Here is a 20,108-nt window from a genome sequence, read left to right on the forward strand (position 1 = left end):
GGGCGCACACCGAAAGCCCCCAAGTCACAGCGATTCTTGGCTAAGTCACATACGCCACACTGGCATCTGGTCGGAGGCGGCACCCTTTGTGCCCGCCTCAGAGCGACACTTGGCCGCCGCACGCAACGCGAGCACCCGTACATGCATTCGGTGTTCGGTGGAGCGCGGGATATAGCCCGGCCCGTACAGCCCGCGCCGAAGCCGGCGCACCCTGTCCCGTTCCGTCTCCCAACGCAGGGCGTCCGAAATGACTTTCGATGCCCGGCCGGGAACGCAAAAGCCTTGCGCTTCAAGCGCATGGAGCATTTCGGCGACGGTTGCCCGCCCATTATGAGCGAGATGCATCGCGAGCACATAGCGCAGTTCGATTCCTCGAAGGTTCATTGCCGCAGGGTCGCATACCGGTACGACAACGCCTCAAGTTGTCGCTATGAGGCGGGCACAAAGGGTGCCCCCTCCGCGCGGGTACTAATGGGGCGGATGTGACTCAGCCGGCGATCCACGCTGCGGCGGCATTTGTCGCTATGAGGTGGGCACAAAGGGTGCCCCCTCCGCGCGGGTACTAATGGGGCGGATGTGACTTAGCCGGCGATCGACAGCACGATGCCGTCCAGGATGTCGTGTTCGCTGACGATCAACTCGTCGATCCCGGCGCGGGCGCGCAGCTCGCGCGCCAACTCCTCCACCACGATCGCGCCGCCGCCGATCACATCGGCCCGGCCCTCGTGCATCGGCGGCAACGCGGCGCGCTGGGAGCGCGGCATCCCGATCAGCCGCTCGCACACCGCCAACAGGTCACCGCCCGGCACGCGTGAAAGGTGAATGGCGGCAGAGTCATACGCCGTCATGTTGTGTGCCAGCGCGGACAGCGTCGTCATCGTGCCGGCCAGCCCCACCCAGGTCCGCGCCCCTTCGACGTCCACCACGCCCAGCGCGGCGTCGAGCCGCTCGCGCACCACCGCTCGCGCGGCCGCCACCTCGTCGGGCGTCGGCGGGTCGGAGTGCAGGCAGCGCTCGGTCAACCGGACGCATCCGATGTCGGCCGAGTAGGCGGCCACCACCCGCTCGCTGCCGAGCACGATCTCGGTGGAGCCGCCGCCCAGGTCGACGACGACGAAAGGGGCGGCAGCGCTGTCCAATTCGCCGACTGCACCGTGGAAGGAAAGCGAGGCCTCCTCCGCCCCGCTGATCACCTCGGCCACCGCACCGGGCAACACCGCACCCAGCACCTCGGCCGTCATCGCAAAGAACACATCGCGATTGGCGACATCGCGCGCCGCCGACGTCGCCACCATCCGCACTCGCTCGACCCCGTGCGCCTTCAGCAGCGACGCATAGTCGGTCAGGGCGGCGCGGGTACGTGCGATCGCGTCGGGGGCGAACTCCCCCGTCGCGTCGACGCCCTGCCCCAGCCGCACGATTCGCGTCTCGCGATGCACGTCGCGCAGCCGACCGTCGCTCACGTCGGCGATCAGCAACCGGATCGAGTTGGTGCCGCAGTCGATTCCGGCGAGCCGGCTCACCACTGCCCCGCCACCAAAACGCCCGCCATCGCCGGGTCGTCGGCGAGCACCGACAACGCCTCGTCCCCAAGGGGATTTACGCCAGGGCCCTTGGCCAGCGAGTGCGCGATCAGCACGTGCAGGCACTTGACCCGATCCGGCATTCCGCCGCCGGAAAACGTCGTGCCCAGCGGTTCGATCGCGTCACGCTCGGCCAGATACGATTCGTGGGCCCGCCGGTACGCGGCCGCCAGGTCGGGATCGCGGCGCAACCGCTCGGTCATCTCGCGCATCAATCCCGTCGTCTCGAGTCGGCTGGCCGCCGCGGTCAGCACCGGGTGGGTCAGGTAGTACAGCGTCGGAAAGGGCGTGCCGTCAGGCAGTTTCGGCGCCGTCTTCACCACGCCGGGTTCGCCGTTGGGACAACGGTAGGCGATCTCGAGCACCCCACGCGGCTCGCGGCCGAGCTGGCGCGCCACCGCTTCCAGATCGCCACGATCAACCACCGGGAGCCATGGGGTTCGGCGGGGCCTCCGGTGGCGGCGGGGCGGCCGGCGGCAAGTGGGGCGCGTCGGCGATGGTGTGCCACAGCGAGGTGTACCACGGGTTGTTGTTCGCCGGTTTCGCCGCGTCGGCGCCGGGCTGCGGGGACGCCGCCGCCGTCGGCGGAAGCTGAACCTGGAACGGAATGTCGCCGGGCATCACGAAACCGAGGCGCTCGCGGGCCTGCGCCGCAATATAAGCCGGGTCGCCGAGCTTGACCTTCTTCTGCTCGAGGTCGGCGATCTGGCGGCGCAGCGCGGCTTCGCTCGCGGCCAGCTGATTCATCTCGGTGCGCTGCGCGAAGTAGGTGCGCACCGGGCCCGCGATGGTCAGCGTCAGCACGCAGATCACCGCGGCCAGCACCGCCGCCCGTCGAGCGGTGAACCCGAGCCGCTGCTCGGAGCGCTGTTCGACGGACTCGGCTGCCTGGCGCTTGATGGGCTCGACGACACGCTCCTGCACCGTCCTCTGCGGCGGCGCGGAGGGCTTGGCGGCTCGACGGCGCCGAACCGAATCACCAGGCTTCCCCGGCCGCGATGCCGGGGAGCGACGTTTCGGATCGGGCTTGGGCGTCAAGCTATTTCAACCTACTTCTGCTCCAGGGCGAACCGTGGGAAGGCCAGATCACCGGCGTAGCGTGCCGCGTCACCGAGGGCTTCTTCGATCCGCAACAGTTGATTGTATTTGGCCACGCGCTCGCTGCGGGCGGGCGCGCCGGTCTTGATCTGGCCGCTGCCGACAGCCACCGCCAGGTCGGCGATGGTGGTGTCCTCCGTTTCGCCGCTGCGGTGGCTCATCATCGTGCGGTAGCCGCTGTGGTGGGCCAGCGCGACGGCGTCGAGCGTCTCGGTGAGCGTGCCGATCTGATTCACCTTGACCAGCAACGCGTTTGCCACGCCCTTCTCGATGCCCTCTTCGAGGCGCTCGGGGTTGGTGACGAAAATGTCGTCGCCGACGATCTGCACCCGGTCCCCGATCGACGCGGTCAGGGCCGCCCAACCATCCCAATCGTCTTCGGACAGCGGGTCTTCGATGGACACCAGCGGATAGGAGCCGAGCAGGCCGGCGTAGAACTCGGCCATCTGCTCGGCGGTGCGCGCGCTGCCCTCGAAGGTGTAGCCGGTGCCGTCGGCGTAGAACTCGGTGGCCGCCGCGTCGAGCGCCAGCGCCACGTCGGTCCCGAGTTTGAAGCCGGCCAACTCGATGGCGCGGCCGATCAGGTCCAGCGCCGCGGTGGTGCCCGCAACGTCGGGGGCGAACCCGCCCTCGTCGCCGAGCCCGGTGGAGAGCCCCTCCTTCTTCAGCACCGACTTGAGCGAGTGGTAGACCTCGGCGCCCCATCGCAGTGCCTCCGCGAAGCTGGGCGCGCCCAGCGGCGCGACCATGAACTCCTGGATGTCGACGCCGGTGTCGGCGTGGGCGCCGCCGTTGAGGATGTTCATCATCGGCACGGGCAAAATGTGCGCGTTGGGGCCGCCGATGTAGCGGAACAGCGGCAACTCGGCGGAATCGGCGGCCGCCTTGGCGACCGCCAGCGAGACGCCCAGGATCGCGTTGCCGCCCAGCCGCGACTTGTCCGGGGTGCCGTCGAGGTCCACCAGAGCCTGGTCGACCAGCCGCTGGTCGTCGGCGGCCAGGCCGATCACGGCGGGACCGATCTCGTCAAGCACGGCTTGCACGGCCTTTTGCACGCCCTTGCCGCCGTAACGCTCACCGCCGTCACGCAACTCGACGGCCTCGTGTTCGCCGGTCGACGCGCCGGACGGAACCGCCGCGCGGGCGAACGTCCCGTCCATCAGAGCTATCTCGACCTCGACCGTCGGGTTGCCGCGGGAATCGAGGATCTCGCGGGCCCCGACCTGCTCGATAATCGGCACTGGGTTCTCCTTGTCGTCGCTGGCGCCGTCAGCGATACATCCTGCTACAGCGGGTGATGCGCCGCATAAGCGGTCGCCCAGTCCCGCACCGCCCGCGCGTAGACGCCGGAGTTGTTGTAGGCCCGCAGCGCGGTGATCCACCCCCGCGGTGTGGCGAGATCTTTTCCACGCCAACACAGGTAACCCGCCGCCGCGAGCGCCGCGTCGTCGATGTTGTCCGGGCTGACGACGCCGTCGTTGTGCGCGTCCACCCCGTACAGCCGCCACGTCTCCGGGATGAACTGCATCGGCCCCATGGCGCGCACCACCCCGGCCTCGCCCTCCGCGCCGTCCTCGCTGTCGACGATGCGCAGCGTGCCCCCGGTGCCGTCCAGGCGAACGCCCCGAATGGGCGGGCTCACGTCACCATTCGGCGACAGCGTCGCGCCCCGGTAGGTGCCGTGGTGGCTTTCGACCTGCCCGATGCCGGCCAGCGTGGTCCACGCGATGTGGCACTTGGGGTTCTCCACCTCGGCGACGCGCGCGGCGTACGCGTAGGCCTCCAGCGCGACGACGGGAATCTCCAACGCCGCCGACCGTTGCTCGGCCCACTGGCGCAACTGATCCGCGGGCCGCCCGCTCAGGTGAGTGTCCACCGGCGGCACCGGATCCCCCGCGGGAGGCGGCACCCCTTCCGGGATGAACAAGCTCAACTGCCAGGTGCAGCTGGAGGCGAGGATCATGGCGGTCGCGCCGATCACGGCGACCGCCCGCAACCAACGCCTCGGCGACACCATGCCCCTCTGTAACTCCCCTGGACTTTCCCTACACAAACTCGACCACGACCATCGTCCCACGCGATTCGGCCGTACCCCGTCGATTACGGCCCCGCGCCCCCCGATGCGGCTTCGATCGTCAGCCAATTTGGCGTTTGCTACCAGCAACTATGGCCGGGTGACGGGCGACACACGGGACCGACCTATTTCCGGCCCCGACGCTTCTTGGAGCCACCCTCCGACGCCTTCGCCCGGGCACCGTCGTCCACCTCCGGCTCGGCGACCCCCTCGCTCAACGGCTCGCCGTCGACGGCCAGCGAGGCGGACGGCCAGTGCGCACGCCACTCCTCCTCGGTCACTTCGCCCAGCGGCGCCACATCCAGCTCGAGCGGCACGCTGTCGCCGCGGCGGCTGGCGACGATCGACCTCTCCACACCGCGGACGGTGTCGACGAACTCCAAAACGGCCGTGCGAAGCGCGCTTTCCGCGTCGACATCGGCCGACACGGAGACCGAGGTGATCTCGGCCGGGATCAAGTCGGCGGGCAGCCCCGCCTTCTCGGCGCGTTGAATCACCTTCTGCGCCAACGCCAAGGCCGGTTGACCGGTGTGAACGTCGTCCATCACCGAATTCCGTGACTTCTCGGCGGCCTTGCGCTCCTCCCACTGCGCCAACTGCTCTTCAAGCGAAATCGATTGCCCCGCAAGCACTCCCGGCACCCGATTGCCGAGCTTGCGCATCAGGGTGACGGCGACGTCGTCGATGGTGAACGGCAGCTGCGGCGCGTCCTCGGCGATGCGGGCGTGAAAGAGCACCTGCAGCAACACGTCGCCGAGTTCCTCGCGCAGCAGGTCGGCGTTGCCGCTGCGGACCGCGTCGAGCAGCTCGTAGGTCTCCTCGAGCAGGAACCTGCGCAGCGAGTCGTGAGTTTGCTCACTCTCCCAGGGCCCCGCGGTGCGCAGCTTGTCCATCATCGCGACGGCGTCGACCAGTCGCTCGCCGCGCGGCGTGTCCGGCGCCGAGATCAGGCGGGCCCCGGCGGCCAGCCGGGCGACGACGGCGGGGTGGTCGGGATCGGATGACAGCAGTACCGGCGCGTCATCCCCGGAGTGCACGGGCCGCGCCGCTGGCAGCGACCAGGGCACCGCGACCGGCATCTCCTCGGTGTACTGCACCTCGCCGGCGAGGTGCTCGATGGCCTCGACCGGCACCAGCGACGGGCGGCGGGGGTCGAACAAGACGACGATCAAGTGCGCCCCTCCTCCTCATCGCTTCGTCCCCCTCGCCGCTCCGCGGCTGGGGGTGCCCCCACTGCATCGTCGGCGGCGCGGATCATCTCGCCTGTCGCTCCTCCCCGGACACCGGTGCTTGCTGTGACCCCGTTATACCAACCTCCACCTGTGGCTTTCCCTGCAGCGCGGTGACCAGGTTGGCCACCATCTGCAGCAACTCGACGTCGCGGAGGCGGGGCGCACCGACACCGCCGGCCCGGGGAATGGGGACCTGGACGGTGGACGTCGTGGCGCGGTAGTGCGCCGCCGGATACATCCGCTTGAGCCGCACCTGCGCCGAATCCAGCAGCGTCACCGGCGACAGCCGCACGGTCGACGCCGACGGGGCCGACACCTCGGTGATGCCGGCGGCGCGGCACAGCAGCCGCAACCGCGCGACGGCCACCAGCCGCTCGGCGGGCTCGGGCAGCGCGCCGTAGCGGTCGACGAGCTCCTCGACCACGGCGCTGACGGCGGCGTCGTCAGCAGCCGCGGCGAGCCGCCGGTAGCCCTCCAGGCGCAGCCGATCGCTGGCGATGTAATCCGGCGGCAGGTGCGCGTCCACCGGCAGGTCGATCCGTACGTCCTTGGGCTCCTCGGGCGTGGTGACCGTTTGCCCGTCGGCGGCGGCCCGGTACGCCTCCACCGCCTCGCCCACCAGCCGCACGTACAGGTCGAACCCCACCCCGGCGACGTGCCCGGACTGCTCGACGCCCAGGACGTTGCCGGCGCCGCGGATTTCGAGGTCCTTCAACGCGACCGCCATACCGGCACCCAGCTCGTTGTTCTGCGCGATGGTCGCCAACCGGTCGTAGGCGGTCTCGGTCAGCGGCGTATGCGGCGGATAGAGGAAGTAGGCGTAACCGCGCTCGCGGCTGCGCCCGACTCGGCCGCGCAGCTGGTGCAGTTGGGACAGCCCGAAGGTGTCGGCGCGCTCGACGATCAGCGTGTTGGCGTTGGAGATGTCCAGGCCCGTCTCCACGATCGTGGTGCACACCAGGATGTCGTATTCGCGGTTCCAGAAGCCCTGCACGGTGCGTTCCAGCCGCTCCTCGGGCATCTGCCCGTGCGCGACGACAACGCGCGCCTCGGGCACCAGCTCACGCACCCGGGCCGCGGCCCGGTCGATGGAGCTGACCCGGTTGTGCACGTAGAACGCCTGGCCGTCGCGCAGCAGCTCGCGTCGCAGGGCGGCTGCGACCTGCTTGTCGTCCTGCGGGCCGACGTAGGTCAGCACCGGGTAGCGCTCCTCGGGCGGGGTCAGGATCGTCGACATCTCCCGGATCCCGGCCAGGCTCATCTCCAGCGTGCGCGGGATCGGGGTGGCGCTCATGGTCAGCACGTCGACGTGGGTCCGCAACGACTTGATGTGCTCCTTGTGCTCGACGCCGAACCGCTGCTCCTCGTCGACGACGACCAGGCCCAGGTCCTTCCAGCGCACCCCGGTCTGCAGCAGCCGGTGCGTGCCGATCACGATGTCGACCGTCCCGTCGGCCAGGCCCTCGATCACCGCGCGGGACTCGGCGGCGTCGGTGAACCGGGACAGCCCCTTGACGGTCACCGGGAAGTCGGCCATCCGGTCGGTGAACGTCTGCAGGTGCTGGTCGGCGAGCAGCGTGGTGGGGACCAGCACGGCGACCTGCTTGCCGTCCTGAACCGCCTTGAACGCCGCCCGCACCGCGATCTCGGTCTTGCCGTAGCCGACGTCCCCGCAGATCACCCGGTCCATCGGCACCGGCTTCTCCATGTCGGCCTTGACCTCGGTGATCGCGGTGAGCTGGTCGACCGTCTCGGTGAAGCCGAACGCGTCCTCCATCTCGGCCTGCCACGGGGTGTCCGGCCCGAACGCGTGTCCGGCGCTGGCCTGCCGTTTGGCGTAGAGCGCCACCAGCTCGCCGGCGATCTCGCGCACCGCGCGGCGCGCCTTGGTCTTGGTGTTCGCCCAGTCGCTGCCGCCGAGCCGGCTCAGCGCCGGCGCCTGCCCCCCGACGTAGCGCGACAGCTGGTCCAGCGAGTCCATCGGGACGTACAACTTGTCGGACCCGCCCCCGCGCTTGGCCGAGGCGTACTCCAGCACCAGGTACTCGCGCCGCGCGCCGCCGACCGTGCGCTCGACCATCTCCACGAACCGCCCGATGCCGTGCTGGTCGTGCACCACCAGGTCCCCGGCCGTCAGCGCCAGCGGGTCGACGGTGTTGCGCCGCTTGGCCGCCAGCCGCTTGCCCTCGGTGGCCGTGGCCCGGTTGCCGGTCAGGTCCGTCTCGGTGATGACCACCAGGTTGGGGGGATCACTCGGGATTATCAGGCCGTCGTGCAGCGGACCCTTGAGCACGCCGACCACGCCGGCTTTGGGGGCGGCGCCCGGTTCCAGCATGGCGGCGGGGGTGTCGGACTCGGCAAGCCGCTCCACCACCCGGTGGGCGGTCCCGGTGCCGGGCGCGACGACGGCGGCGTGCCCGCCGGTGCTGACGTGGGCGCGCAGCATCGCGAAGATGCCGTCGATGTCGTGTTGGTGCCCGCGGGCCGACGGCGCGGTCCGGACGTCGAGTTCCACGGCCGACTCGTCGGAGAGTTGGCTCAACGTCCACCAGGGGTGACCCGACCGAGCCGCCGCGGCGCGCACGTCGTCCAGTTCGGTGAAGCCCGACCCGCCGAACTGCTCCAGGTCGACGGGCGCGTCCGTCCCGAGCGCCGCCACCGACCACGACGCCTCGAGGAATTCGCTGCCCGTCTTGATCAGGTCGGCGGCCCGGGTGCGCACCTTCTCCGGGTCACACACCAGCACCGGCGTGCCCTCGGCCAGTTGGTCGGTCAGCAGCACGTGTTCGCCGGGACGCAGCACCGGCAGCAGCGCCTCCATGCCGTCGACGGTGATGCCCTCACCCAGCTTGGCCAGCATGTCGGTGACGCTGCCGGTGATCGCGGGCTCGGCGCCGGAGTGCCGGGCGGCGAGCGCGGCGGCCCGCTCCCGCACGGCGTCGGTGAGCAGCAGCTCGCGACAGGCCACCGCGACGACCGTGTCGACCTCGATCTCGGGGATCGAGCGCTGGTCGGCGACGGCGAACATCCGCATCTCGCTGACCTCGTCGCCCCAGAACTCGACACGCACCGGGTGTTCGGCGGTCGGCGGGAAGACGTCGAGGATCCCGCCGCGCACGGCGAACTCGCCGCGCCTACCGACCATGTCCACCCGGGTGTAGGCCAGCTCGACCAGCCGGGCGATGACGTCCTCGAAGGCTATTTCCTGGCCGACACTGAGGGTGACCGGCTCCACGGCGCCCAGCCGTGGCGTCATCGGCTGCAGCACCGAGCGCACCGCCGTCACCACCACCTGCAGAGGCGGTCCCAGCCGTGCGTCGTCGGGGTGAGACAGCCGGCGCAGCACCATCATTCGGGCGCCGACCGTGTCGACGGCGGGCGAGAGCCGTTCGTGCGGCAGCGTTTCCCACGACGGGAAGACGGCCACCGCGTTGCCGAGCACGCCGCGCAGTTCGGCGGTCAGGTCGTCGGCCTCGCGCCCGGTCGCGGTGACGACGAGCAGCGGCCCCAGCCGCGCCAGGGCGGTGGCGACGAACAGGCGGGCGCTGGCGGGTCCGACCAGGCTCAACTCGGCCGGGCGGGCGGCCGCGCTGTCGATCAGCTGCTGGAACGTGGGCGCCGTCAGCGCCAGGTCCACGAGCCCCGCGATCGGGGTTTCTGGGCGAGCAGGCCCCGGTCCGGTCATGATGAATCCATTCTAGGGGCGCCTAAAGACGTCAATATTGGCCCCGGCGGCGTCAAGGGATCGTAAGAAAAGCGGCACCGGCCACCGGCCGGGCGCACGTTGAAGTCATGACATTGCTGGACATCCTGCCGTCCCTTGGAAAGGCGGCCCCCCGACGGTTCGACTCGACGATCTGGCCCGTCAACACACACTCCGACGAGGAGGGCCGGCTGTGCGTCGGCGGCGTACCGCTCGTTGACATCGCCGACGAGTTCGGCACCCCGGCCTACGTGATCGACGAGGCCGACTTCCGACTGCGCGCCCGCCGCTACCGTAAGGCGCTGCACGACGTGAGCGTCGTCTACGCGGGGAAGTCGCTGCTGACCACCGCGGTGGCGCGGTGGGCGCGCGAGGAGGGGCTCGGTGTCGACGTCTGCTCGGCCGGCGAGCTGGCCACCGCCCTGGCCGGCGGCGTGGACCCGGCACGGATCGTCATGCACGGCAACGCGAAATCGCCGGCCGAACTGCGCGAGGCCGTGCGCGTCGGCGTCGGGCGCATCGTGGTCGATTCGTGCATCGAGATCGCGTACCTCGCCGGCCTCGCCCGCCGGCGCCAGCCGGTGCTCATCCGGGTGACCCCCGACATCGACATTCACGGACACCGCGCCGTCACCACCGGCATCAGCGACCAGAAATTCGGGTTCACCCTCGCCGGTGACCACGCCGCGGACGCCGCGAAGCGGGTGCTGGCGCATCCCATCCTCGACCTGGTCGGCCTGCACTGCCACATCGGATCGCAGGTCACCGACCCCGCCCTCTACGGCGAGGCGATTCGCCGGATGATCGCGGCGATGGCGGACATCCGCGCGCAGCACGGGGTCGTGCTCACCGAGCTGAACATCGGCGGCGGCCACGCGATCCCCTACGTCCCGGGCGACCGGGAGCTCGACCTCGACGAGCTTTCCCGGGTCATCGAGGATGCGCTGGACGAGGCCTGCGCCGCCGAGCACTTCCCGCGGCCGAGGATCGTGGTGGAGCCCGGTCGCGCCATCAGCGGCCGGGCCGGGGTGACGCTCTACCGGGTGTGCTCGGTGAAGACGCAACCGGGCGGGCGCACCTTCGTCGCCGTCGACGGCGGGATGAGCGACAACCCGCGGGTGTCGCTGTACGGCGCGCAATACACCGTCACGCTGGCCAACCGGCACCCGCTGGGCGCCAGGCTGCGCGTCACGGTGGCCGGGCGGCACTGCGAGGCGGGCGACGAGATCGCCCGGGACATCGAGCTGCCGGCCGACCTGCACCCCGGCGACCTGCTGGCCGTGGCCTGCACCGGCGCCTACCACCACAGCATGGCGTCGAACTACAACCTGGTCGGCCGCCCGCCGCTGGTGGCGGTCAACGAGGGCCGGGCCCGCGCCCTGGTCCGCCGCGAGACGGTCGCCGATCTGCTGGCGCGCGACTGCGGTTAAACCCTATGGCGTGTCCCGCTCGGCGAAGTGGCGTTGCCGCGCCAACAGCGCCGCCGCCCGCTGCTCGCCGGTGACGCGCCGCGACGGGTCGAAGTAGTCGTCGACGCGGTCGACGTCGATCACCGTGGCGGTCGGCGCGGCGGGCTGCTCGGCCGCGGTGGCACGCCAGGTGACGACCCCGCTTCGATACCCGCGCGCGTCGAGCCAGTTGTCCACGCCGACATCCTCGGTGGCCAGCAACACCCGCACCCGGTCTCCGTCGGCGTGCGACTGGCCGAGATTCAGACTCGTCTGGCGGGTGGCGATGTCGATCATCTCGCTCCACCGATTCGTCAGGCAGATGCCGACATACGGGCTGCCGGGGGGGATTTGGTAGTCGATCACCAAGGCCTGGCCCTCGTTCAGTTCCCACGAGATGGGGACGAACCACGCGCCGGCCATGGCCGACGGCGGCTGCATCGGTGGGATGGCGAAATTCTTCGGGAGGGCCCCGAAGACGCGCGCGGGAATGTCGTTGACCCACATGGTGAACAGGTCCCGCGACGCGGCGAGGTGCTCGTCGAACGCCGCGACGGCCTGCGCCACCGATGGTGGTCGCGCGGGCGCCTCCGGATTGAGGCACTCGATGCGGATGGTGCCCTTGGATTGGTGCTGCCAGTCGCCGTAGGTTTGGTAGCAGCAGAACGACTCGGCCCCCGGTGGAAGCTGAAACCAGTTGGCATCGCCCGTTTTTTGCCGGGTGAAGTAGACCTCGAAGGAGCCGTCCGCCGCGATTTCGAGGTCTTCGGACTGGGTCTTGACCGCTTGGGCTTGGTCGTCCTTGCCGGCGTAGACGCCGAAGGTGGTCTGTGCGACCGAGCCCAGCGTTCCGTAAACGCGGTAGTCGTGCGCGTCGTCGATGCGCGCCGACAGGTACAGGGTGTCGGGGTTGGAGTGGCCCCAGTTCCACGGCGCGTACTGGGCGTTGATCAGCGTGGGGCGGGCCGGGTCGCTGCGCAATTGCAGGCCCATGTACTGAATATGGCCGATCAAACGCCCGAGAAGTGTACTGGCAGAAGCTTCGTCGAGGTCGCCCTGCGCCAGCGCGACGCCGAGCAGCTCGTCGTGCAGCTCGCCGAACCGTCGCCACGCCGCCCGCAGCGCATCACTTGACTGATCGGTCATCGCTTGTCCTCGATTCCGTAGAAGTCGCGGTAGTACTGCAGTTCCGGCCAGAGCGCCGCGATGTCGAGCCCGTAATCCTCGGCGCGGTAGATGTTGGGCTTGCGGGTGGACGCGCCCCGCTTGTCCATGAACCGGCCCATCTTGCGGTGCACCTCGGGGGTCAGCTCGATGCCGAAGTGGTCGTAGATCGCTTTGACGCAGGCCATCGGGTCGCGAACCATGCGCTCCATCGGAAAGTCGATGAATTGCTCTGAGCGGTCGACGAATTGACGCCGCAGTTCGACGTTGCGGGCGAGCATCCCCCCGGTGCGCCAGCGCATGTAGCGGCCGTGATCGTGCCAGGCCTGCCAATCCAACCCGTCCTGCACCATCGCGAAGACGGTGCCGGACAGCTTGCAGCTGGAGGCGATGACCTCGGTGGGCTCGCGGTAGGTGGTGACGAAGCGCGCGTCGGGAAAGACGTCGAGGATCTTGTCGATGTTGGCCATGTGCGGTGGGGTCTTCAGCAGCCAGCTCTCCCGCGGGCGCAGTCCCCCGCTTTGCATGTACTGCAGGAGCAGCTTCTCCTCCTGGTAGACCCAGGTGCGGTCCTGATCGGCCAACCACCGGTCGTAGCCCTGGCAGTTGAACATGACGAGGAACGTCTCGCTGTGAAAGGCGTAGGCGTGCAGCAGCGCGCATTCCTGGGCCTCCCACGCGCCGAGCGGGTGCGCGGCGTCGAGATCGGGAGCCAGCGACAGGGTTCGCCGGATCTGCTTCTCGCTGCGCGCGATTCGCGGGTCGGTGCGCATGGTGGCCGGATCCAGCGGCGGGTGCAGCTCGTCGCATTCCCAGGTGAGCGGGAAGCGGAACCGGTCGTCCTGACTGAGCAGGTGATGGGTGATCGTGGTGCCGGTGCGGGGTGCGCCGACGAGGAATACCGGTTTGGCGATGACCTCGTCGCGGATCGACGGATTCCGGCGGATGTGCTCCACGACCAGCAAGCGCTGGCGCAGCAGGTTGGTGATGTGCGTCGCGGCCAGGATTCGGCCGAAGCCGTTGAGCTTGTCCTCGGAATTGATCGAGTCGATGAGCCGGTCCAATCCCGCTTCGAAGCGGGGATCACCGAAGTCGGTCAGGCCGCCCGCGCGCCGGCTGGCCCGGTCCATGAGCGCGTACTTGCGCAGCGGCACGGGATGGGCGCCGACGCGGCGGGCGGCGCGATAGGCGCCGTTGAGGATGCGGAACGGCAGCGGTCTGGGTGGCGTCTCGATGGCCATTGCTAGCGTTCCTCACCGTTGAGCGCGCAGCTGAAATGTGTTGGCGGCCTTTCGCGGTCGCCTCCGGGCGGTCAGGCGGACCGTTGTGCTCGACCTTGCAAAACATTACGATCTGATCGTAATGAAATCAACACCGTTGGAGCGCAATGGCCGCGAGTCCAAGTCGCAGGGGCGGCCGCGCGACGCGCGCATCGACGATGCCGTGCTGCAGGCCACCAACGAGCTGCTCGAAGAGATCGGCTATGCCCGGCTGAGTATTCCGTTGGTGGCTGCGCGCGCCGGCGCCACGCCACCGGCGGTATACCGGCGTTTCCCGACCAAGATCGAGCTCGTCTTCGCCGCGGTGTTTCCCCCGACGCCACGCGCGGAGTTGCCGCTGACGGGCGATCTGCGGACGGTCGTGCGCAGCCTGCTCGAAGGATCGATCCACCTGTTCAGCCGGCCGGCGGTGCACAGCGCGGTGTCGGGCCTGACGGCCGAACTGCCCTCCGAACCGGGATTGTCGGCGCGGCTGCTGGACCGGCTGCAGGGCGGCACCTACGAACGCCTGCAGCGCTACCTCGACCACGCCGCCGCCAAGGGGGCGGCGGTCGACGGCATCGACGCGCGGCTGCTGATGGACATGATCGGCGGCACGGTCATGATGTCGATGGCCACCGAACGCACCCTGGACGATGCCTGGCTCGAGCACAACACCACGCTGATCGTCCGGGGGCTGAGCCGATGACAGCCGGGCGGCCCATGGAGGTCGTCGCCTCCGCACCGGCCCAGCTGGGCCTGGGCGAGATCGGTCCGTGGGCCGCGCGCATGGAGCGCATCGGCTTCGGGGTCGTCCACGTGTCCGAGACCATCCACGACGTATTCGCCGTCGCGGCAATGGCATTGGCCTATACGGAGCGGCTGACCGTGCGGACCAGCATGGCCCTCGCGTTGCCGCGCAGCCCCATGATCACGGCCTATGCGGCGTGGGATCTCGCCGGGTACTCCGACGGCCGCTTCCAGCTCGGCCTGGCCTCCCAGGTCCGCGGGAACATCGTCGGACGGTTCTCGGTCCCGTGGTCGCAGCCGTCGCTGCGGATGCGGGAGTACATCGAGTCGGTGCTCGCGATATTCCACTCCTTCCAGACCGGCGAGCCCCTCGACTACAGCGGGCGGTTCTACCGATTCGACCGCCTCCAGCCATATTTCAACCCCGGCCCGATCGGCTGCCCGGCCCCGCAGATCTGGACCGGCGGGGTCAACAAGAAGATGTGCCTGCTGGCCGGTGAAATGTCCGACGGCTTCGTCTGCCACCCCACCAGCTCACACCCGTCGATCCTCGCGACGCAGACGCTGCCGTACCTCGCCGAGGGCGCCGCCAAGGGCCGGCGTCCCCGGACGCCGCTCGCGGTGGTGGCCAACCCGCAACCGCTGATGGCGGCCACCAACGACGAGCTGGCCCGGTTGCGGGAACACCGCCGCTCGGAGCTGGCCTTTCTCTACAGCACCCCCGCCTACCGGCGACAGCTCGAACACTTCGGCTTCGAGGACATCGGCGAGGCGCTCAGCGGCATGGCGCGCCGCAACGAATGGACCGACCTGCCCAAGCACCTGACCGACGAGGTGTTGGATCGCGTTGTGCCGCAAGGCACCTACGACGAAATCCCCGACGTGCTCGAGCGCTGGTACTCCGGCGTGTGCAGCGGCCTGAGCCTGCCGGTCGCCGACGTACCCGACGACGTCCTTGCGACCCTGATCGATCGCCTCAAGGCCATCCCCACCCTGAGCGAACCGACACCGGGAAGGTAGCGATGAACACAACACAATCGGCCCTGGCCCTGAAATCCGTTGTGGCCCAGCAATGGCGATCGCACAGCCCACTGGCCCGGCGCCCACCGAAGAACTTCGCGGGCCAGTACGGACCGTGGGCACTCGTGTCCGGCGCCAGCGAGGGCATCGGCGGCGCCTGGGCGGATTACGCTGCCTCCCAGGGCTTGTCGGTCGCGATCGTCGCGCGCGACCCTGACAAGCTCGAAAAGAAGCGCCAGGAACTGGTGTCCAGGTTCGGCGTCGAGGTGCTGGTCGTCTCCCAGGACCTGGGGGCGACCGATGCCGTGGAGAACATCGTCGCGGCCGTCGGCGATCGGGAAATCGGGCTGCTGGTGTCCAACGCCGCGCTGGCGACAGTGGGGGGATTCTGGGCCGATGACCTCGATTTCGAGCGGCGTAGGATAAACATCAACTGCTGCAGCCCATTTGGGCTGACGTATCACTTCGGGGCGCTGATGAAGGCGCGCCGTCGTGGCGGCATTGTGCTGATGAGCAGCGGTACGGGGCTGATCGGCAGCCCGTACTACACGCACTACGGCGCGACGAGGGCATACAACATCATTCTCGCCGAAGGGCTCTGGTACGAACTGAAACCCGACAACGTGCACGTGCTGGCCTGCATGGCCGGACTCACCAGTTCCCCGGGGGCCGCCGAGGCGCTCGAGGTCGCGCGGGCCAGGGGCAGCCTCATCAACACGCCCGAAGAAAACGTCGAGGAGGCGGTGCTGTATCTCGGCAAGCGGCCCAGCATGCAGGTGGGGGCGCCGAACCGGCGCATGATGTTCGTCGTCACCCGACTGCTTCCGCGGCCCTTGGGCATCCGCGAGATCGGCAAACATGCCTTGAACAACTTCCTCGACGGGGTGCGGCCCTAGGAAGCGTTACTCGTCCTGCAGCTTGGGGTCCGCTTCCAGGTGGGTCAGGCCGTTCCACATCAGGTTGACCAGGTGCGCCGCGACCACTTCTTTTTTCGGCTCGCGGGTGTCGAGCCACCACTGCGCCGTCATCGACACCGAGCCCACCAGCGCCTGGGCATACAGCGGCGCCAGGTCCGCGTCCAGCCCCCGGCGCGCGAAGTCGCCGGCCAGGATCGAGCTGACCTGGCTGACCGCGTCGTTGAGCAGGCTGGAGTAGGTGCCCGAGCTGATCGCGGCCGGCGAGTCGCGGATCATGATCCGGAAGCCGTCGGTGCGCTCCTCGACGTAGGTGAGCAGCGCCAGGGCGACCCGCTCCACCCGCACCCGGGACCGGTTGTTGGTCAGCGACGACGTGATCATGTCCAGCAGCGCCGACATCTCGCGGTCGACGACGACGGCGTACAGCCCCTCCTTGCCACCGAAGTGCTCGTAGACGACGGGCTTGGACACGTTGGCGCGCAGCGCGATCTCCTCGATCGAGGTGCCCTCGTAACCGCGCTCGGCGAACAGGGAGCGGGCGATGCCGATGAGCTGCTGGCGGCGATCGCTGCCCGTCATGCGGGCGCGCGCCGGCCGGGCTTCCTTGTCGGGCTCTTTATCGAGAACGGCCACGTCAGTCAGCGTATCGGGTCGGCACAACCGCACCGCCGAACCGCGCACCGTCTAAAGTCTCTTGGTGGCGCGGGCCTATGGGGCTTGCAGTCCGTCGTGGTGTAATCGGCAGCACATCAGATTTTGGTTCTGAGAGTTCAGGTTCGAGTCCTGGCGACGGAGCAGCGTGGCTCTTTGCGGCGAGCGTGCAGGAAATGCAACGCTTGAGGGCGTGTCGGCGTACCAACACGCACGCCCGCGCGAAGGGTCCAATAGGAGAGTTCATGTCGTTTCGTGGTGACACCGCGGTCCTGGTCCTCGCGGCCGGACCGGGCACCCGGATGCGGTCCGACACGCCGAAGGTGCTGCACACGATCGCCGGCCGCAGCATGCTGTCGCATTCCCTGCACGCGATCGCCAAGGTCGCGCCGCAGCACCTGGTCGTGGTCCTGGGCCACGACCACGAGCGCGTCGCGCCGCTGGTCGGCGAGCTTGCCGAGACGCTGGGCCGCTCGATCGACGTGGCGTTGCAGGAACGGCCGCTGGGCACCGGCCACGCCGTCCTGTGCGGGCTGTCCGCCCTGCCCGACGACTACGCCGGCATCGTCGTCGTCACCTCGGGGGACACCCCGCTGCTCGACTCCGACACCGTGGCCGGCCTGATCGCCGCCCACACCGCCGAGTCGGCCGCCGTCACGGTGCTCACCACGACGCTCGACGACCCGGTCGGCTACGGCCGCATCCTGCGCACGCAGGACAACGAGGTGATGGCGATCGTCGAGCACACCGACGCGACGCCCTCGCAGCGCCAGATCCGCGAGGTCAACGCCGGCGTCTACGCCTTCGACGTCGCGGCGCTGCGGTCGGCGCTGAGCCGGCTGAGCTCGAACAACGCCCAGCGGGAGCTGTATCTGACCGACGCCGTCGCGATCCTGCGCGGCGACGGCCGGGCCGTGCGCGCCCAGCACGTCGCCGACAGCGCGCTGGTGGCCGGAGTCAACAACCGCGTCCAGCTGGCCGAGCTCGGCGCCGAGCTCAACCGCCGGATCGTCGCCGCCCACCAGATGTCCGGCGTGACCGTCGTCGATCCGGGCAGCACCTGGATCGACGTCGACGTGACGATCGGTCGCGACACCGTCATCCACCCCGGCACCCAGCTGCTGGGCCGCACCCGGGTGGGCGGCCACTGCGTGGTCGGCCCCGACACCACCCTGACCGACGTCAGCGTCGGCGACGGCGCGTCGGTGGTGCGCACGCACGGCTCGTCCTCGTCGATCGGGGACGGCGCCACCGTCGGCCCGTTCACCTACCTGCGACCGGGGACGGTGCTGGGGGCCGACGGCAAGCTCGGCGCGTTCGTCGAGGCCAAGAACTCCGTCATCGGCACGGGCACCAAGGTCCCGCACCTGACCTACGTCGGCGACGCCGACATCGGCGAGCACAGCAACATCGGCGCGTCCAGCGTGTTCGTCAACTACGACGGCGAAACCAAGCGGCGCACCACGATCGGATCGCACGTGCGCACCGGGTCGGACACCATGTTCGTGGCCCCGGTGACCGTCGGCGACGGGGCCTACACGGGGGCCGGGACGGTGGTGCGCGACGACGTCCCGCCGGGGGCGCTGGCGGTGTCCGCGGGACCGCAACGCAACATCGAGGGCTGGGTGCAGCGCAAGCGGCCGGGCAGCGCGGCGGCCGAGGCGGCCGCGAAGGCCGCCGAAGAAAATCCCGAGAATTCAGGGCCCGAATAGACACCGTGAGTTTGGTCCCTGGCAACCCGGCCACATTTCCGTACGATTCGCTACGTACGATGGGGCTTCCATTTCGATCCCGAGGCAGGGCAGTGCGTTGAGCCACGACTGGACCGATAATCGCAAAAATTTGATGCTTTTCTCGGGCCGCGCGCATCCCGAGCTGGCCGAACAGGTCGCCAAGGAACTCGACGTCCACGTCACCGCCCAGACGGCGCGGGAATTCGCCAACGGCGAGATCTTCGTTCGGTTCCACGAGTCGGTGCGCGGCTGCGACGCCTTCGTCCTGCAATCCAACCCCGCGCCGGTCAACAACTGGCTGATGGAACAGCTGATCATGATCGACGCGCTCAAGCGGGGCAGCGCCAAGCGGATCACAGCGGTCATGCCCTTCTACCCCTACGCGCGGCAGGACAAGAAGCACCGCGGGCGCGAACCCATCTCCGCGCGGCTGGTCGCCGACCTGCTCAAGACCGCCGGCGCCGACCGGATCGTGACCGTCGACCTGCACACCGACCAGATCCAGGGTTTCTTCGACGGGCCCGTCGACCACATGCGCGCGCAGAACCTGCTGACCGGTTACATCAAGGACAATTACCCGGACGGCAACATGGTCGTGGTCTCCCCCGACTCCGGCCGGGTGCGCATCGCCGAGAAATGGGCCGACGCGCTGGGCGGGGTTCCGCTGTCCTTCATCCACAAGACCCGCGACCCGCGGGTGCCCAACCAGGTGGTCTCCAACCGCGTCGTCGGCGAAGTCGAAGGCCGCACCTGCGTCCTGATCGACGACATGATCGACACCGGCGGCACCATCGCCGGCGCGGTGAACCTGCTGCGCGAAGACGGCGCCAGCGACGTGGTGATCGCGGCGACCCACGGCGTGCTCTCCGACCCGGCCGCCGAGCGGCTGGCGGCGTGCGGCGCGCGGGAGGTCATCGTCACCAACACGCTGCCGATCGGCGAGGAGAAGCGTTTCCCGCAGCTCACGGTGTTGTCCATCGCGCCGCTGCTGGCCAGCACCATCCGCGCGGTCTTCGAAAACGGCTCCGTCACCGGCCTTTTCGACGGTGACGCCTAGATGGCCGACACCGTCATCTACCACAACCCGAAGTGCAGCACCTCCCGCAAGACGCTGGATCTGTTGCGTGACAACGGGATTGATCCCACGATCGTCCAGTACCTGAAGACTCCGCCGTCACGCGCCGAGCTGGCGCGCATGATCCGCGATGCCGGCATCGAAGTGCGCACCGCGGTGCGCAAGCGGGAACCGCTCTATGCCGAACTCGGTCTCGCCGACGCGTCCGACGACGAGTTGCTCGACGCCATGGCCGAACACCCGATCCTGATCGAACGGCCGTTCGTGGTCACGCCGAAGGGCACCCGGCTGGCGCGGCCGATCGACGCCGTGCGCGAGATTCTGTGAGGTTGCCCGGCGGCGATGCGCGCCGGAACGGCGTGAGAAGGAGGCGGGCAATAAGGCCTGCGGCGATTACCGCC

General features: G+C 69.3%; 18 protein-coding genes and 1 tRNA gene. 8 read left to right on the forward strand and 11 right to left on the reverse strand.

The features are described from left to right. Window positions 1-45: 45 nt before the first annotated feature. The 8 genes from A5712_RS29885 to mfd form a co-directional block, all read right to left on the reverse strand. Window positions 46-384 carry a hypothetical protein gene (locus A5712_RS29885; protein WP_082973192.1) on the reverse strand — a complete coding sequence of 113 codons (339 nt, stop codon included), beginning with the start codon at window positions 382-384 and terminating at the stop codon, window positions 46-48. Between the two features lie 197 nt (window positions 385-581). Beyond that, window positions 582-1,526, reverse strand: a complete 945-nt coding sequence (locus A5712_RS00420) for a Ppx/GppA phosphatase family protein (protein ID WP_156766336.1) — start codon at window positions 1,524-1,526, stop codon at window positions 582-584. Further along, entirely contained in the window at window positions 1,520-2,008 is a 489-nt protein-coding gene (locus A5712_RS00425; protein ID WP_068100068.1) for a DUF501 domain-containing protein, read from the reverse strand. The genes A5712_RS00420 and A5712_RS00425 overlap by 7 nt, the downstream gene beginning before the upstream one ends. Beyond that, window positions 2,001-2,621 (reverse strand): septum formation initiator family protein, encoded by a 621-nt coding sequence (locus tag A5712_RS00430; protein WP_068100070.1) that lies wholly within the window; start codon window positions 2,619-2,621, stop codon window positions 2,001-2,003. Before A5712_RS00430 ends, A5712_RS00425 begins: the two co-directional genes overlap by 8 nt. Before the next feature lie 11 nt (window positions 2,622-2,632). Beyond that, on the reverse strand, window positions 2,633-3,922 hold the full coding sequence (gene eno / locus A5712_RS00435) for a phosphopyruvate hydratase (RefSeq protein ID WP_068100072.1): 1,290 nt from the start codon (window positions 3,920-3,922) through the stop codon (window positions 2,633-2,635). A 44-nt stretch (window positions 3,923-3,966) separates the two neighbouring features. Further along, the gene (locus A5712_RS00440; RefSeq protein ID WP_142282192.1) at window positions 3,967-4,695 is read right to left on the reverse strand and encodes a lytic transglycosylase domain-containing protein; all 729 of its coding nucleotides are present in this window, start codon (window positions 4,693-4,695) and stop codon (window positions 3,967-3,969) included. Between the two features lie 185 nt (window positions 4,696-4,880). Beyond that, on the reverse strand, window positions 4,881-5,927 hold the full coding sequence (locus A5712_RS00445) for a nucleoside triphosphate pyrophosphohydrolase (protein ID WP_068100076.1): 1,047 nt from the start codon (window positions 5,925-5,927) through the stop codon (window positions 4,881-4,883). An 82-nt stretch (window positions 5,928-6,009) separates the two neighbouring features. Then, window positions 6,010-9,672 (reverse strand): transcription-repair coupling factor, encoded by a 3,663-nt coding sequence (mfd, locus tag A5712_RS00450; RefSeq protein ID WP_068100078.1) that lies wholly within the window; start codon window positions 9,670-9,672, stop codon window positions 6,010-6,012. A 107-nt stretch (window positions 9,673-9,779) separates the two neighbouring features. Here mfd and lysA point away from each other — a divergent pair, with 107 nt between their 5' ends. Continuing rightward, window positions 9,780-11,120: a diaminopimelate decarboxylase gene (lysA, locus tag A5712_RS00455; protein ID WP_068100080.1), complete on the forward strand. Its 1,341-nt coding sequence runs from the start codon at window positions 9,780-9,782 to the stop codon at window positions 11,118-11,120. 3 nt (window positions 11,121-11,123) lie between these two features. Here the strand turns inward: lysA and A5712_RS00460 are convergent, their stop codons facing one another. Together A5712_RS00460 and A5712_RS00465 are read right to left on the reverse strand one after the other, a co-directional pair. Then, a complete protein-coding gene (locus tag A5712_RS00460) occupies window positions 11,124-12,284 on the reverse strand; it encodes a DUF1214 domain-containing protein (RefSeq protein ID WP_068100082.1) in 1,161 nt (386 codons plus the stop codon). Next, complete coding sequence (locus A5712_RS00465) at window positions 12,281-13,543, reverse strand: sulfotransferase (protein WP_068100084.1); 1,263 nt, start codon at window positions 13,541-13,543, stop codon at window positions 12,281-12,283. The genes A5712_RS00460 and A5712_RS00465 overlap by 4 nt, the downstream gene beginning before the upstream one ends. Window positions 13,544-13,664: 121 nt before the next feature. On the opposite strand from A5712_RS00465, the gene A5712_RS00470 reads away from it, so the two are divergent. From A5712_RS00470 to A5712_RS00480, 3 genes are read left to right on the forward strand one after another with little or no spacing between them, the layout of a single operon-like run. After that, window positions 13,665-14,270, forward strand: a complete 606-nt coding sequence (locus A5712_RS00470) for a TetR/AcrR family transcriptional regulator (RefSeq protein WP_197519256.1) — start codon at window positions 13,665-13,667, stop codon at window positions 14,268-14,270. A 14-nt stretch (window positions 14,271-14,284) separates the two neighbouring features. After that, complete coding sequence (locus A5712_RS00475; protein ID WP_068100087.1) at window positions 14,285-15,331, forward strand: TIGR03617 family F420-dependent LLM class oxidoreductase; 1,047 nt, start codon at window positions 14,285-14,287, stop codon at window positions 15,329-15,331. Window positions 15,332-15,333: 2 nt separating this feature from the next. Beyond that, complete coding sequence (locus A5712_RS00480; RefSeq protein ID WP_068100089.1) at window positions 15,334-16,227, forward strand: SDR family oxidoreductase; 894 nt, start codon at window positions 15,334-15,336, stop codon at window positions 16,225-16,227. 6 nt (window positions 16,228-16,233) lie between these two features. Here the strand turns inward: A5712_RS00480 and A5712_RS00485 are convergent, their stop codons facing one another. Next, a complete protein-coding gene (locus A5712_RS00485) occupies window positions 16,234-16,827 on the reverse strand; it encodes a TetR/AcrR family transcriptional regulator (RefSeq protein ID WP_142282191.1) in 594 nt (197 codons plus the stop codon). 144 nt (window positions 16,828-16,971) lie between these two features. On the opposite strand from A5712_RS00485, the gene A5712_RS00490 reads away from it, so the two are divergent. From A5712_RS00490 to arsC, 4 genes are all read left to right on the forward strand, one after another. After that, window positions 16,972-17,043, forward strand: a tRNA-Gln gene (locus tag A5712_RS00490). Window positions 17,044-17,144: 101 nt separating this feature from the next. After that, entirely contained in the window at window positions 17,145-18,611 is a 1,467-nt protein-coding gene (gene glmU, locus A5712_RS00495) for a bifunctional UDP-N-acetylglucosamine diphosphorylase/glucosamine-1-phosphate N-acetyltransferase GlmU (protein WP_068100092.1), read from the forward strand. A gap of 97 nt (window positions 18,612-18,708) precedes the next feature. Beyond that, a complete protein-coding gene (locus A5712_RS00500) occupies window positions 18,709-19,689 on the forward strand; it encodes a ribose-phosphate diphosphokinase (RefSeq protein WP_068100094.1) in 981 nt (326 codons plus the stop codon). Next, a complete protein-coding gene (arsC, locus tag A5712_RS00505) occupies window positions 19,690-20,034 on the forward strand; it encodes an arsenate reductase (glutaredoxin) (protein WP_068100096.1) in 345 nt (114 codons plus the stop codon). Window positions 20,035-20,108 lie beyond the last annotated feature (74 nt).

The sequence above is a fragment of the Mycobacterium sp. E2327 genome, assembly GCF_001672675.1.
Lineage (GTDB): Bacteria > Actinomycetota > Actinomycetes > Mycobacteriales > Mycobacteriaceae > Mycobacterium.